Source organism: Comamonas sp. Z1 (genome assembly GCF_008121555.1).
Taxonomy (GTDB): Bacteria; Pseudomonadota; Gammaproteobacteria; order Burkholderiales; family Burkholderiaceae_C; genus Comamonas; species Comamonas thiooxydans.
Genome location: NZ_VOQT01000008.1, coordinates 201538 through 216882 on the forward strand (window position 1 = coordinate 201538; position 15345 = coordinate 216882).

12 protein-coding genes are annotated in these 15345 nt (G+C 60.3%); 7 read left to right on the forward strand and 5 right to left on the reverse strand.

Going from position 1 to position 15345, the window contains the following annotated elements; all coding sequences use genetic code 11:
* Positions 1-15 precede the first annotated feature (15 nt).
* From flgL to FSY45_RS16180, 7 genes are all read left to right on the forward strand, one after another.
* On the forward strand, positions 16-1230 hold the full coding sequence (flgL, locus tag FSY45_RS16150) for a flagellar hook-associated protein FlgL (protein WP_046461426.1): 1215 nt from the start codon (positions 16-18) through the stop codon (positions 1228-1230).
* 55 nt (positions 1231-1285) lie between these two features.
* A complete protein-coding gene (locus tag FSY45_RS16155) occupies positions 1286-2554 on the forward strand; it encodes an HDOD domain-containing protein (protein ID WP_046461425.1) in 1269 nt (422 codons plus the stop codon).
* Positions 2555-2738: 184 nt separating this feature from the next.
* Positions 2739-3920, forward strand: a complete 1182-nt coding sequence (flhB, locus tag FSY45_RS16160) for a flagellar biosynthesis protein FlhB (protein ID WP_003065511.1) — start codon at positions 2739-2741, stop codon at positions 3918-3920.
* Positions 3920-6022, forward strand: coding sequence for a flagellar biosynthesis protein FlhA (flhA, locus tag FSY45_RS16165; protein WP_046461424.1), 2103 nt, complete (start codon positions 3920-3922; stop codon positions 6020-6022). Before flhB ends, flhA begins: the two co-directional genes overlap by 1 nt.
* Positions 6019-7632: a flagellar biosynthesis protein FlhF gene (flhF, locus tag FSY45_RS16170; RefSeq protein ID WP_046461423.1), complete on the forward strand. Its 1614-nt coding sequence runs from the start codon at positions 6019-6021 to the stop codon at positions 7630-7632. Before flhA ends, flhF begins: the two co-directional genes overlap by 4 nt.
* Positions 7625-8482, forward strand: coding sequence for a hypothetical protein (locus FSY45_RS16175; RefSeq protein ID WP_148748117.1), 858 nt, complete (start codon positions 7625-7627; stop codon positions 8480-8482). The genes flhF and FSY45_RS16175 overlap by 8 nt, the downstream gene beginning before the upstream one ends.
* Positions 8483-8487: 5 nt before the next feature.
* Entirely contained in the window at positions 8488-9207 is a 720-nt protein-coding gene (locus tag FSY45_RS16180) for an RNA polymerase sigma factor FliA (RefSeq protein ID WP_003059180.1), read from the forward strand.
* Positions 9208-9460: 253 nt separating this feature from the next.
* On the opposite strand, the gene FSY45_RS16185 is transcribed toward FSY45_RS16180, so the two are convergent.
* The 5 genes from FSY45_RS16185 to FSY45_RS16205 form a co-directional block, all read right to left on the reverse strand.
* Positions 9461-9760 carry a flagellar protein FliT gene (locus FSY45_RS16185; protein WP_003059178.1) on the reverse strand — a complete coding sequence of 100 codons (300 nt, stop codon included), beginning with the start codon at positions 9758-9760 and terminating at the stop codon, positions 9461-9463.
* 3 nt (positions 9761-9763) lie between these two features.
* Positions 9764-10177: a flagellar export chaperone FliS gene (gene fliS, locus FSY45_RS16190; protein ID WP_046461421.1), complete on the reverse strand. Its 414-nt coding sequence runs from the start codon at positions 10175-10177 to the stop codon at positions 9764-9766.
* Positions 10178-10270: 93 nt separating this feature from the next.
* Positions 10271-11713, reverse strand: coding sequence for a flagellar filament capping protein FliD (gene fliD, locus FSY45_RS16195; protein ID WP_046461420.1), 1443 nt, complete (start codon positions 11711-11713; stop codon positions 10271-10273).
* Positions 11714-11870: 157 nt separating this feature from the next.
* Positions 11871-13301: a flagellin gene (locus FSY45_RS16200; protein WP_046461419.1), complete on the reverse strand. Its 1431-nt coding sequence runs from the start codon at positions 13299-13301 to the stop codon at positions 11871-11873.
* Positions 13302-13603: 302 nt separating this feature from the next.
* On the reverse strand, positions 13604-15016 hold the full coding sequence (locus tag FSY45_RS16205; RefSeq protein ID WP_046461418.1) for a flagellin: 1413 nt from the start codon (positions 15014-15016) through the stop codon (positions 13604-13606).
* Positions 15017-15345 lie beyond the last annotated feature (329 nt).

Below are 15345 nucleotides of genomic sequence, written 5' to 3' on the forward strand. Positions count from 1 at the left end.
AGCCGGAGAACAAGCATGAGCATCAACCGCATTGGCACGGCCAATATGTATGACAGCACCATCAACAACCTGGGCTCGCGTCAGAGCAGCCTGGTGGACCTGATGGAGAAAACCACGGCGGGCAAGCGCGTGCTGCGCGCCAGCGACGATCCCGTGGCGGCGGCCCAGGCCGAGCGTGCACGCACGCGCATCACCCGCTCTGAAAATGACCAGCGTGTGCTCGGTGCCCAGCGCGATGTGATTGCCCAGGGCGAGTCCGAGCTGGGCAAGGCTCACGGCGCATTGCAGGATTTTCGTGATCTGTTGATGCAGGCGGGCAACGGATCGTATGACCAGGTGGCGCGCGATGCGCTGGTCAAGCAGATGGAGAGCTTGCGTGATCAGATTCTCGGCTACGCGAATGCCAAGGATTCCAACGGGCTGCCGATTTTTCGTGGACTGGGCAGTCCCGATACGCCGCTGCAAAGCACGCCTCCGGGCTCGAGCAGCCAGCTCAACCCCGGCCAGAGCACTGGCAGCGACAACGGCCTGCCCATCTCTCTGGATGGCCATGCGGCCTGGCTGAACGTGCCTACCGGCAACGGGGTGTTTGTGGTGAACGGCGCGGCCTCCAATTCCGGCAAGGCCTGGGCGGATGTGGGATCGGTCACCGACCCGAGCAAGGTCACAGGCGATAGCTACACCCTGGTATTCACCAAGGATCCGACTACCGGTGAGGTCAGCTACGAGATCAACTCCAGCTCGGCCACGGCGACCAATCCCGTGGTTCCGTCCACACCCTACAAGGAAGGGCAGGCGATTACCGTCGGCGGTCAGCAGATCAGCATCAAGGGGACTCCGGCCGACGGCGACAGCTTCACCATGTCTCCAAGCACACGCACCGATATTTTCAGTGTGCTGGATCAGGCCATTGCCACGGTCAAGGGCGGCACGGGGGGGGCGACCGCATTGCAGCAGGGTCTGGGGCGCGCCTTGAGCGAACTGGATTCGGGCATGAACCGGGTACAGGCCATGCGCAGCTATGCCGGCGACCAGCTCAAACGTGCAGACGGCCTGGAGTCCGACATGAAGGATCAGGCACTGACACAGGAAGGAGCCCGTTCGCGTGCCGAAGATATCGATATGATCACTGCGCTGTCGCAAGTGGAGACGCAGAAGGTGGGCTTGCAGGCCGCCCTGCAGTCCTATGCACAGATGCAGAAGCTTTCGCTGTTCAACTACATCGGCTGATTCCGGCGGGCTCTTTCCGCCTTGATGTCCCGTCGTCTACCTGTCCAAATCCTCCATGACCCAGTCTGCCCTTAGCTCTTTGACTCTTGGTTATCGGCCGCTCTGGGGACGTACGCGACGCCTGGCAGGGATTCAGCTTTATGTGCACGAGGACTCGGGCTCCTGTGCTGACATGGCGCATTTCCTGCGCACGGTGGATGAGATCTGGAGCCGTCAGGCCCCGCCGCTCTTGATATCGCCGCAGTCCCGCCAGGTTCTGTGCAATCTTCTTGAACATGCACCTCAGGGCAGTCCCTGGATCGAGGTGCGCGGCGACTGGCTGCAGCAGGATGAAGGTATCTACGAGCTGGTGCAGAAGGCCAAGGCACGCGGGCTGATGCTGGTCTGGGGCGGATCGCTGGCCGATGTGCCAGATGCAGATGCTGCTCGCTGCTTTGCCAGCAGCCTGCTGAGCCTGCCGCCGGAAGGTGCCGCTGGATTGCCCAATGCCGTGCGTTCCAGCCAGCCGGCGAAGGATGCGGACAAGGAGGCAGCCTCGGGCTTTTTTGCCACTCAGCCCCTGAATCTGCTGGACGGCCAGATGTACCAGAGCCTGCAGAGCCTGGAGCTGGCGCGCTCCTGTCTCGACGAGCATGAAGCGGCCGCCGTGGCCGGCTGGCCCGTGGCAGACACCATGCAGGCCTTTCGGCTGCAACAGCCCCAGCCCTCGCGTGATTCGCTCTTCAGGCTCATGAAAGCCATCGACAAGGAACAGTCCCTGGATGTGATGGAAGAGATCCTGGGTTCGGACCCGGTGCTGGCCTACCGCTTTTTGCTCTATACCAACTCGGCCGCACTGGGACTGCGCCGCGGCGTGGACTCGCTGCGCCGCGGGCTGGTGATGCTGGGGCTGGGCACGCTGGAGCGCTGGCTGGCCGACCAGCTGCCCCATGCCTGTACCGAACAGGACCTGGTGCCTCTGCGCACGCAGGTCGTGCTGCGCGCCAGGCTGGCCGAGCAACTGATCGAGGCCGGGGTGAGTCTGGACCTGCAGCGCGAGATGTATTTGTGCAGCCTGTTCTCGCAACTGGATTTGCTGCTGCATGAGCCGGTGGCCAACATCTTGCGCCGCACGCCGCTGAACGAACGCATTTTCGATGCCATCGTCACGCGCACCGGTCCTTACGCGGCCGTGCTGCAGATGAGCCAGGCTCTGGAGAGCCGTGACCCGGCGCCCATCCGGCAGCTGCGCGAGCAGGAGGAGTGGGAGGCTGAAGACCTCAATCGGATGCTGCTGCGCATGCTCAGCGAACTCAAGCTGGGCATGCCGCAAGCCCAGACCTGAGTGTCTGGGTGAAAATTCGCTAAAAACAGGCTCTATCTCCTGATGGGGGCGCGCAGACAGCTATCAAATTGATGGATGCGCTGTGCGGCAGAGTCGTGCATAAGCAGGGCTTGGCTGCCGCTTATCCGCGCATTGCAGGGGCGTCGGATTCGGACAATTGGGATATCCAATCCGTCCGTGCGCCATGTCCGAATCCCAAGACAAAAACCTGCCCGCCACCGAACGCAAGCTACAGAAAACGCGTGAAGACGGGCAAGGTGCGCGCTCGCGCGATCTGTCGCATCTGGCCATTCTGGGCACGGGCGCTCTGCTGATGCTGATGGGCACGCAGCCCATGATCAATCATCTGCGCGAGGCCATGGCCAGGCAACTGGTGTTCAACGCTGCGGCGGCCAAGACTCCGGCGCTGATGCTGGAGCGTTTTCAGTCCATGCTGGTACTGGGTCTGGGCATTGCCGTGATCTTTGCCCTGGTGACCACCACGGCATCGGTGCTGTCCGGTGTGGCTGCCGGTGGCTGGATCTTCAGCTTCAAGCCCATTCAGCCGCGCTTTGGCAAGCTCAACCCCTTGTCGGGTCTCAAGAATCTGTTTTCCAAGCAGCAACTGACCACGGTGGTCAAGATGGTGTTCATGACCATCGTGCTGGGCTTTGTAGCCTGGAAGTACATGAGTGCCAATATTGCCGAGATTGCGTCGGTTTCGGCCCAGCCATCGCCCATGGCGCTTGCCATGGTCGGCTCCTGGCTGACCACGGGCATCACCTTGCTGCTGATCGTGGTGCTGCTGGTGGCCCTGATCGACGTGCCGCTGCAGGACTTTCTCTTCAAGTCGCGCCTCAAGATGAGTCATGAGGAGGTCAAGCAGGAGCACAAGGAGTCCGAAGGCAATCCGCAGCTCAAGGGCAAGATCCGCCAGAAGCAGCGCGAGATTGCCGACCGGGCCAGCGTCTCGGCCGTGCCGAAAGCCGACTTTGTAGTCACCAATCCCACCCACTATGCCGTGGCGCTGCGCTATGACGACGCCTCCATGGCCGCTCCCCAGGTCATTGCCAAGGGCACGGATCTGGTGGCGCTCAAGATTCGCGAAATCGCGGGTGCGCACCAGATACCGGTGCTGGAGTCGCCCATGCTGGCGCGTGCACTCTATGCGCATGCCGATCTGGATCAGGCCATCCCTGCCGCGCTCTACACGGCCGTGGCCCAGGTACTGGCCTATGTCTATCGTCTCAAGGCTGCACTGAGCGGCCAGGGGCCCATGCCTGATGCATTGGGCGAGCCCCCCGTGCCCGTGGAGCTGGATCCGCACCGTGGCCGCACCCAGCCCGCGGCGGTCGATGCTGCTGCGCAGCAAGAAGGTAATCTGTGATGTCGTCGAATCCTCTGCAACTGTTCCAGAAGTGGTCTGGCTCCAACGCCGGCGCCCTGCAAGGGATGACTGCTCCCATTCTGGTGGTGGCCATTCTGGGTCTGATGGTGCTGCCCGTGCCGCCCTGGCTGTTGGACACCTTCTTCACCCTCAATATTGCCGTGGCGCTGATGGTGATGATGGTGGCGGCCTACATGATCAAGCCGCTGGACTTCGCGGCCTTCCCTTCGGTGCTGCTGCTGACCACGTTGATGCGTCTGTCGCTCAACGTGGCGTCGACGCGCGTGGTGCTGATGGAGGGCCACACCGGCCCCGGCGCCGCGGGCGCGGTGATCGAGGCCTTCGGTCACTTCCTGATCGGTGGCAACTTTGCCGTGGGTCTGATCGTGTTCAGCATTCTGGTGGTCATCAACTTCGTGGTGATTACCAAGGGTGCCGAGCGCATTGCCGAAGTCTCGGCCCGCTTCACGCTGGACGCAATGCCCGGCAAGCAGATGGCCGTGGACGCCGATCTCAATGCCGGCCTGATCGACGAGAAGGAAGCCAAGCGCCGCCGTGCCGAAGTGGGCGAGGAAGCCAATTTCTTCGGCTCCATGGACGGTGCCAGCAAGTTTGTGCGTGGCGACGCGATTGCCGGCATTTTGATCCTGGTGATCAACGTCATCGGCGGCCTGATCATCGGCATGGCCCAGCACGGCCTGTCCGCTGGGCAGGCGGCCGACAGCTACATCCTGCTGGCCGTGGGTGACGCGCTGGTGGCGCAGATTCCAGGCCTGCTGATCTCCGTGGCATCGGCCATGGTGATATCGCGCGTGGGCAAGGAATCCGATATGGGCCGCCAGATCGTGCAGCAGCTGTTCATGTCGCCCAAGGTGCTGGGCATCACTGCCGGCGTGATGATCCTGCTGGGTCTGATTCCCGGCATGCCGCATCTGGTGTTCATCAGCATGGGCGCCTTGCTGGGCTGGGGTGCCTGGGTGCTGGACAAGAGGGAAAAAGCCCGTCTGGCCGCCCAAAGCAGTGCCCCGGCGCCCCAGCAGCAGGCTGCGCAAAATGATGGCGAAGCGACCTGGGACGATCTGCAGCCTGTGGACTTGCTGGGTTTGGAGCTGGGCTATCGCCTGATCGCGCTGGTGGACAAGAGCCGCCAGGGCGACCTGCTGACGCGTATCAAGGGCGTGCGCCGCAAGTTCGCGCAGGAGGTCGGCTTTCTGCCGCCGGCCGTGCATGTGCGCGACAACCTGGAACTCAAGCCCAGCGCCTATCGCATGACGCTGCGCGGCGTCATGGTGGGTGAGGGTGAAGCCTTCCCCGGCATGTTCCTGGCCATCAACCCCGGCGGCATCACCACGCCGCTGATCGGCACGGCCACGACCGATCCGGCCTTTGGTCTGCCCGCGCACTGGATCGACGAACGGCAAAAGGAAGCGGCACAAATGGCCGGTTTTACCGTCGTTGATTCGGAAACCGTGATGGCGACGCATTTGTCACACTTGATGCAAGTGCACGCGGCCAAGCTGTTGTCTCGTACCGAGACGCAGCAGCTCGTTGACCATGTGGCCAAGCTGGCCCCCAAACTCATCGAAGAAGTCATCCCGAAAATGGTGCCCATCACAACGTTCCAGAAAGTGCTCCAGCTGCTGCTGGAGGACTCTGTGCACATTCGTGATATCCGCACCATCATCGAGACGCTGGCCGAAAACGCCACGCAGACGGCCGATCCGGTGGAGCTGGCGCGTCGCGTGCGCATTGCACTGTCGCCTGCCATCGTGCAGCAGATCTACGGTCCGACCCGCGAGCTCAATGTGATTGCCATCGAGCCCGGCCTGGAGCGTCTGCTGGTGCAGGCACTGTCGAATCCCAATGCGCCATCGCTGGACCCCGGCGTGGCTGAAATCCTCACACAAAAAGCGGTCGATGTGGCCAACCAACAGGAAGAGCTGGGTCTGCCCGCCTGCCTGCTGGTGCCGGACGCGATCCGCAACTCTCTTGCCAAGCTGCTGCGCCGTGTGGCGCCGCGTCTGCAGGTGCTCGCGCACAGCGAGATTCCCGAGACGCACACCATCCGCATCGGCCCGATTCTTAAAGGTGCATCCGCATGAATATCAAACGCTTTTACGCCCCGACCGCCCGCGAGGCCCTGGCCAAGGCGCGCATGGTTTTTGGCGACGGCACCCTGATTCTCTCCAACCGCCAGACGCCGGACGGAGTGGAAGTCATGGCTACGGCCGAAGAGACACTGCAGGACATGGATGCCGGCATGCAGACCGGTTCGCCCCTGCAAAAGGCGCTGGAGCGCCGCGCCAGCGACGAAGGCATGAGCAGCCTGCGCAAGGAGCATTCGCCCCTGGCTCCCGCTGCCAGGCGCGGCCAGAGCGGTGAAGCCATGAGTACGCTGGAGCATGTGCAGGCGCGCCAGACGGCCAAGGAAGAGCAGGCCCGCGAGCAGCAGGTTCAGGCCAAGCCGGTCAAGGCCATCAATGAATTGGCCCGGCATTCCGTGCAGGACGATGTGGAACAGCTGTCCATGAGCACGCTGACCTTCCAGGACTATGTGCGCGAACGCATGCTGCGCCGTCGCCATGAGTCTTCGCTGGACAGCAGCGAAGCCCTGCCCACTTTTGCCCAGCGCGTGCAGGAGCGCAATAACGAGCGCCCCGCCATGGCAGCCAAGTCTCAGGCGGCCAGCGCCTCGGTGTCTCGCCACAATCCTCTGCGTCCTGAGAAGATTCAGCTCAAGGAAAGCGCCAGGCCCGCAGCCGTCGCTGCCCCACAGAACTTCATGCAGGAGATGCAGTCCATGAAGGATCTGATCGAGGAGCGCTTCAACACGCTGACCTGGCTGGGCCAGACGCGTCAGAACCCGATCCAGTCCAGTCTGATGCACAAGCTCATCCGCGCCGGATACTCGCCCGCACTTGCACGTGCGCTGATCGAGAAGCTGCCGGAGACGCTGTCTGCGGGTGACGCCGTGCGCTGGCTGATGCAGGTGCTGGAGCGCAATCTGCGCACCGATGCCGCCCAGCCAGCCATCTACGAGCAAGGCGGAGTGTTTGCCCTGGTCGGCGCGACCGGCGTGGGCAAGACCACGACCACGGCCAAGCTGGCGGCGCTGTGTGCGGCCAAGCACGGTCCCGCATCCGTGGGCCTGATCACGCTGGATACCTACCGCATCGGTGGTCATGACCAGCTGCGCACCTATGCCCGCATGTTGGGCATGGTGGCCCATCAGGCCCATGACAAGGCCGCGTTGCAGGACCTGCTGGGTCTGCTGCAAAGCAAGAAGATGGTGCTGATCGACACGACCGGCGTGGCCCCGCGTGATCCGCGCAAGGACGAGATCATGGATGTGTTGGCCATTGAGGGCGTGCAGCAGTTGCTGGCCGTCAATGCGGCCGCACAGGGCGATGCGCAGGACGATGTCATGCAGGCCTTCAAGGCGCGCGGCTCGCAGCATGCCATCCTCACCAAGGTCGATGAAGCCGTGAAGGTCGGTCCCTCGGTGGATACGCTGATTCGTCATCAGATCCAGCTATGCGGCGTGACCAATGGTCAGCGCGTGCCCGAAGACTTCGAGCGCGCCAATGCGCAGTTGCTGGTCTCGGCCTCCATGCGCTCGGCGGCCAAGTCGGCGTTTGATCCGCAGTCGCTGGATCTGGACTTCTTCTTTACCCCTTCGTCCGCCAGCGGCGCAGAGGCTGCTCATGCTTGAGCGCCGCTCGCCCCTGCATCAGGGCATGGCTCTGCATATGAGCGATGCCAGCACCGCCGGCTTGCGCGTGCTGGCCGTGCTGCACAGTGCGTCAGGTGCCGCTGCCGAGCAGGCTGTGCTCTGGCCGCTGTGCGCCCAACTGCAGCGTCTGGGCCAGAAGGTGCTGGTGCTCGACGGCAGCCAGGCCGAATCCTTTCACACGCCAGGTCTTGCCCAGCTGCTGGCGCAGCATGCCTGGCAGGCTCAGGCGGGACTGCGCACCAGCGTCGGCGACGCCCAGTCGGTGGCCAGTCTGCCGGCGCGGCAGGGTCTCAAGCAGCTCAAGGCCTCGGCCGACGAGATGGGGCTGGACATGCTGACGGCCCTGCAAGCCTATGTGCGCGGCTACACCACCGTGATCATCTATGCGAGCAGCGAAACCTTGACGCCGCTGCTGCAAGGCCAGGGCCTGCAGCCGCTGCTGGTAGTGCCGCCCGACTCCGAGCACCTGATCGAAAGCTATCGCCAGCTCAAGCATCTGGCCGTGTTTGCCGGCGTGGAATGCACGATTGCCGCGTTGGAAGCGCCGCTGAGCGCGGACGGCCCGCAGAAATACGACTGGAGCCGCAAGCAGAGCAGCTCGCAGACAGCCAAGCAAAACGCTCAGACACGATTGCAGCGTCTGAATGCGCTGCTACAGTGTTCGCAGCGCCACCTGGGCGATGCCCCGGTGCTCATGCGCCTGCGCTGGCGCCAGGCCAGCGATCTGCATCAGCTCACGCTGCACATGCTCAAGACGGCCTGCATCCTGCCCATGCATGCCCAGCCCACGGCGGCTGCTGCGCCTGAATCCCTTGTCTGGAGCCATTGACTGCCATGTACACCGCCAAAGGCCAACTCGACCGCGACGCGCTGATTCGTCAGCATGTGCCGCTTGTGCGTCGGATTGCCTTGCACATGATCGCCAAACTGCCACCGAACGTCGAGCTGGATGATTTGATCCAGGTCGGCATGATCGGTCTGGCCGAAGCGCTGTCGCGCTTCGAGAGCGAGCAAGGCGTGCAATTCGACACTTTCGCCAGCCAGCGCATCCGTGGTGCCATGCTGGACGAACTGCGCGAAGGCGACTGGATGAGCCGTAGCTCGCGCAAAAGCCAGAAGGAAATCGAGCAGGCGCTCAACCGCCTGGAGCAGCGTCTGGGCCGGCCCCCGCTGGAGTCGGAAATCGCGGCCGAGCTGGGCATGGCCCTGGACGACTATCAGTCCCTGCTGGGCAAGGTGCGCGGCACGCAGCTGGTCTATCTCGAGGACATAGGCGGTGGTGACGGCGACGATGGCGACGACTATCTGGAGCGGCATGTGGCCGACTCGGGCGCCGACCCCTTTGCCTTGCTGCGCGACCAGCGCATGCGCTCGGCACTGGTAGAGGCTATCAAGGCCCTGCCGGAGCGTGAACAATATGTGATGGGCATGTACTACGAGCACGACATGAACCTCAAGGAAATCGCTGCCGTGCTCGGCGTGACCGAATCGCGGGTCTGCCAGCTGCACAGCCAGGCCATCGCCCGCCTGCGCACCAAGATGCGCTCGCATTGATCACTGAAACGGTTCGCCAGGCGCGGGCCGTTCACCACAACAGAAGCCGCCGCGCTGGCAGATTCCATCTGCCCACGCGGCGGCTTTGCTTTTGTGACGCAGCCTGGCTGCGTTCTGGTGCTTCGCTATCGATAGCTTGTGGCGTTCTACGGCATTGGGTTCACGGATGTCTTGATCGATCATCCGTCGTCGCTGCAAGCAAAAAGCCCTGTCGCATCGCTGCAGCAGGGCTTTGGGTTGGGTGGCTTTGCAATCAGTGCATCACATGCGGCTGACCGTCGAACATATGCTCGAAACTTGCAAGCCAGGGCTCGGCCAGGACGCGAATCTGGGCATCGTTGCGCAAGATGCGCTGCATGATGCGCGCCTTTTCCTTGCGCAGCTCGGGCGCCAGCTTTTCGTCACGCGAACGAAAGCGCAGCTGCTCGATCAGCACGGCGCAAGTGCCCTCATAGCGCGCAACACCATCCCAGTCCTTGGCCTGGGCGGCCTGCAGCATCTTGGCACTGCTTTCCTCTATGGCGCGGTAGAAGTCGATCAATGTGTGCTCCATTTTTTAGGCAGCAGCGGGTGCTGGTGCATTGGTTATTTCATTCCAGCCCTGTGCCACTGTGCTCACAAGGCCTGCGACTTCATCGACCATGCTTGCATCGTTGCGGGCATTGGCCAAGGTCAACCGGGTAGTGCAGTACTCATAGAGCGAGGCCAGGTTGCCGGCCAGCTCGCCCCCTTTTTCGCGATCCAGTGCGCCCAGCAGGCCTTCCTGCAGAATGCGCACCGCCTTGCCGATATGGCGCACTTTCTCATTGATATCACCGCGCTCGATCGCGCCGCGTGCCGCATTGATGGAGGCAAGCAGGCCATCAAACAGCATCTTGATCAACTGCTGAGGCGATGCGCTGTCCACCATGGATTGCACACCCACCTGACGGTAAGCCGACATTGCGCGCGCATTGGCTGGGGCAAACATCACAAAACTCCTTTGCTGCAGTTTCTCAAATTACTGTTCTGGTTATCGGCCGACTCAGGGGGCAATTAAGTCCTTTCTGCTGGCTTCAAAAGCTTAGCTGGTGGACTTGTTCCAGGCTGCTACTTGCTGGGAGACGTACTTGTCCAGTGCCGTCAAACTGGCCATTTGCGCGTCAAGACGTGAGTACTGAGCACGCAAACGTGTTTCATAGGCAGTCACACGCGTGGACTGACGCTCCTGGTCTGCTGTGTTTCGCTTGAGCGCATCTTTGAGGGTGTTGTCTTTGATGGCGAACGTGCCACCTGTGGCCAGTAGCCCGCGTGTGAAGTCCTTGAGACGCACGGCAAAGCCATCCTGATTGGCATCTTCCACATCCACGGTAAAGAACTTGGACATGCTCTCCGGGTCCTTGAGCGCCTTGTCCAGCTTTGTATCGTCAATATTCAAGGTACCTTCCTTCTGGAAGGCAATGCCCATCTGAGAAAGACTGCCGAACGCGCCGCCCTCTCCGCCTGGACCTGAGAGCAAGCGGCGCATAGCTGACTGCAAGTTTACCGCTGTGGAGTCACCTTGCAAGGTTCCAGCCGTCTTGCTGTCCTTATCATAGGCAGTCATGGTTTTCAGGGCGTTGCTGAGTGCGTTATAGGACTCCACCAGATTTTTCAGCGCTGTCTTGGCGGTTGCCGTGTCATTGGCAATGGTGATGCGCACAGGGGCGTCGCCATCAGCCATCTTTTGCGAAACCGTCAATGTCACACCGGCGGCCACTTCTTCAAACACATTGGTGTGCGAGGCCATCTGAATGCCGTTGATGGTTGCCAACGTATCTTGGGCAATCGCTGAGCGCTTCATGCCTGTTTCGTTAGCGGCTGCGTCTGTGCCGTTGTAGGCAAACTGCTGCAGGCCAGCGCCTGTGGTTTCCACCTTGAAAGCCGAGTTGGTACCTGTAGTCTTGGACTGCAGCACTAGGCGTTCACCCGTGTGATCCGTGAGCACGGTTGCGCTGACATCGCCCTTTTCGGCGTTGATCTTGGCTGCAATCTTGGCCAGTGAGTTATCAGTATCGGTGATCGTGACCGTGAATTTCACATCACTGCCATCTTTGTTGGCATTGGCTTTAAAGCCCCCGATTGCTTTGCTATCCCATTGCCCCATGCTGATGGTCAGGGTGCCCGCGCCTAAAGTAGTGTTACTGGTTACCAGGCTCGAGCCAATGGTCTGCCCGGAAGCCATCTGAGACACCTTTACGTCATAGGTGGCCTGTACGGCGTTGGATGTTGCTGTACCTGCCACCTGCGCAGAGTTGGATGAAGTCAGCGTATTGCCTAGCCAAGTGGCCGGCTTAGCCAGCTTGTCAACTTGATCCTGCAGATTGGAGATTTGCGACTTAAGCTGGCTAAAGGCCGAGATCTGGGTACTGATGCCGCTGGCCTTGGTCTGCAGTGCCGCAATCGGCTTGGATTCCAGAGCCACCAACTGCTTTACGATTGTTTCTACATCCAGGCCGCTGCCGATGCCGACTGAGCTGATACCCATACAAAACTCCCTGTGGACGAGCGCGGGTGCGCGCAGTACGCACGACTTGTCCCATTGAATGAGCGGCACTCAGAGTGCCGCTTTGTAGACAGTACTGCTGCTTGCATTTCGGCAGCTGGGTGCAGTACTTGAGCGCTTTTTGGGCTATAGGCCGTTTTTAGCCTTGCAGCAGCTTCAACACGGACTGAGGGAGCTGGTTGGCCTGGGCCACCATGGCAGTGCCCGCCTGTTGCAGGATTTGCGAGCGGCTGAGATTGGCGGTTTCCACAGCGAAGTCGGCATCCATGATGCGGCTGCGTGAGGCTGACAGATTCTCGCTGGTAGTTTGCAGGTTCTCAATGGTGGATGCAAAGCGGTTTTGCACGGCGCCCAAAGCTGCGCGGCTGGAGTTTATAGTACTCAACGCGACATCGATGGCACGTATCGCGGTGTTGGCTCCGTCCACGGTAGACACATCCACTGCGCTGATTGCCGTGCCCGTGGCAGCCACTGCTCGAGAACTCAAAGCTGGACCACTGCCGGATATGGCGATGGTAGCAGCCGTCACTCCGACAGGCCGGTCATAGCGGTAGTCCAGACTAGCTCCCGTGACAGCTTCTGGCGCTATGCCAAAGCTGGCTAGCGTTGCACCTGTGGTATCTGTGTCATTGAAGCCACTGATGTCGATATTGCGCCCATCAGCTGCGGTGAATGTCAAACCTTGTCCATCCTGGGAGGCAACCACGCCGGTCGCAGCCGACATGGCATTGATTGCCACCATCGCATTGGCGACATTGGTAGTGCCATTTTGCGTGGCAGCGATGTTGACAGTGACTCCATTGATTTTCACGCTGACCGACCCTGGGGCAACTGTACTTGGGTCTGTGACGGCGACGGAAGGAACCTTGGTGACGCCTGCGGTAGCCGACAGCCCGGGTACACCGCTGTTGTTCAGTGCAGCTGCGATGGCCTTGGCGTCGTTGGCGATTGTGCCGAGTGCTATGGGCGCTGCAGTGCCGACTGTAATGCTCTTGGCGCTAGGAGTGTTGCTAGCCGTTCCAATGCTTACGTTCTTTTCATCAAAGCCTGAAAACTGCCCCATGGCGGAAGCACGCGCATTGACCATTGTGTCCACCACAATGGTTTGACCTGCATTTGCACCAACCTGGAAGGCCAGATTATTGAATGAGCCATCTAGTAGCTTGGTTCCGTTGAACTCAGTTTGCGTAGCAACGCGGTCAATTTCCGAACGGAGTTGCGCCACTTCCTCTTGTAGCGCAGCCCGGTCACCGGCGCTATTGGTGGCGTTGGCCGACTGCACAGCCAGCTCGCGCATGCGCTGCAGGTTGTTGGCAAGGCTGGCCATGGCACCTTCTGCCGTTTGCGCCAGAGAAATGCCGTCATTGGCATTACGCGCTGCCACTGTCAGTCCGCGGACTTGCGTGCTCATGCGCTCGGAAATTGCCAAACCGGCAGCATCATCCTTGGAGCTGTTGATGCGCAGACCCGAGGATAAGCGCTGCATCGACGTTGCCAACGAATTTTGCGAAGCCGCAAGATTTCTTTGCGCGTTGAGGGACTGAATATTCGTATTGATGATGGCTGCCATGGCATGTGCTCCTCTGTTTCAAGCCAGTAAACCGGCGCTGTTCGGGCCGCTTTCACGACCAGCGAACTTGCTGGCCCACGTGACCGGAAAACGGACGAAGTCTGGTATTCCGGGTACGAGGATTGTTGGAGCAAGCGGCGGCAAACATAAGACCGATAAGAGCCCTAAATCACCGCTATTTTTGCAATTGAGGCTTAATTTTCGAGCGGCTTTAATGCACCGTGAAAATACAAAAAGCCTCCCGAAGGAGGCCTTTTGAGTGGGACTGCACCGGTGCATGACCGGTGAGTAGCTTGAAGTGCTTAACGCAGCAGAGACAGCACGCCCTGGGGCAACTGGTTGGCCTGAGCCACCATGGCGGTGCCGGCCTGCTGCAGAATTTGCGAGCGGCTCAGGTTGGCGGTTTCCGAAGCAAAGTCAGCATCCATGATGCGGCTCTTGGAAGCCGACAGGTTTTCGCTGTTTACGCTCAGATTGGAGACCACCGATTCAAAGCGGTTCTGGAAGGCACCCAATGCTGCTCGAGCCGAGTTAATTGTGGTCAATGCTGCATCAACGGATGCCAACGCTTGGTTGGCTCCATCTACGGTGGAGATATCAATGGCGTTCAGCGATTGACCACTACCTGCAATTGCGGTCGATGAGTTACCCATAACGCCTGCAAAAACCACGTTACCAGTCACGCCTTCAGGAGCTGCGTAAGTGACATTAATAGTGGCTCCAGTAGTACCATCAGCGCCCAATCCGAAACTAGCCAAAGCTCCGCCGCCAGTGGTATCGGTGGCCGTCGTGATATTGCGACCATCGGCAGCAATCAGTTCCAAACCGCTTCCATTATCTACAGCGCGGACGCCAGTCACTGACGATTTGGCATTAATAGCCTCCGCTGCGTTCGAACGATTAGCAGTTGCGTTGCCTGTTTCGTTCAAGGTGATAGTAGTCCCATTGATTTTGTAATTAATCGACTGGCCTGCTGTTCCTGCTACGGCTGCAGTGGCAGCTGCTGCGACTTTTGTTTCGTCCGCTGTTGCAGACATTCCTGCGATACCTGCTGCATTGATTGCGCTAGCAATCGCTTTTGCATCGTTGGCGATGCTACCCAGATCTACAGCAGGAAGAGAGCCGATCGTCACCTTCGCAGCATTAGCTGTATCGCTGGCAGTACCGATGCTTTGCTTCGTCAGGTTGATGCCTTCAAATTTTCCCAATGCAGATGCAGTGGCAGTAGCAATCTTGTCCACAGTAATTGTTTGACCGGCATTCGCACCCACCTGAAATGCTTTGGCGGAGAAATCACCATTCAGCAGCTTGGTCCCGTTGAATTCTGTAGTTTTGGCCACACGATCAATTTCTTCCGTCAGTTGGGTCACTTCCTTTTGCAGGGCGGTGCGGTCGCTTGCACTGTTTGTGGCGTTTGCCGACTGCACGGACAGTTCGCGGATACGTTGCAGGTTATTGCCGATAGTGCCCAACGCGCCTTCGGCCGTCTGGGCCAGCGACACGCCGTCATTGGCATTGCGCTGGGCTTGGTTTAGGCCGCGAATCTGAGAGGTCATGCGCTCAGCAATCGACAGACCGGCCGCATCGTCCTTGGCGCTGTTGATGCGCATGCCGGAAGAGAGGCGCTGCATGGAAGTGGACAGCGAAGATTGCGAAGCGCCCAGATTGCGCTGTGCGTTGAGCGACTGGATATTGGTGTTGATGGTCATTGCCATGATGCGAACTCCTTGATGCGATCAAAACGTCGCCGCCACAGTGACCTGAGACCCCTCAGGGTGGGCGGCGGCGGCAGCCCAATCCAGCACCCCAGCCTGCAGTTCCTTATGTTTTGCTGCTGTGGCTCGCTGGTGACAGGGCTTTGTTTCCCTGTTGAAGCTGTTATCGGAGCCATCCCACAAAAACTTTAGAGAGTTCTGCAAATATTTTTCGGGATGTAACAAATCCTGGGGCTTTGCCTTGCTCGCATGCCGCGGGAGCCTTCACGTCGCTGCTTGACCCGGAATTACCCTACATAACGGCGGCTAGCTGCCGATCTAGCTTCCAA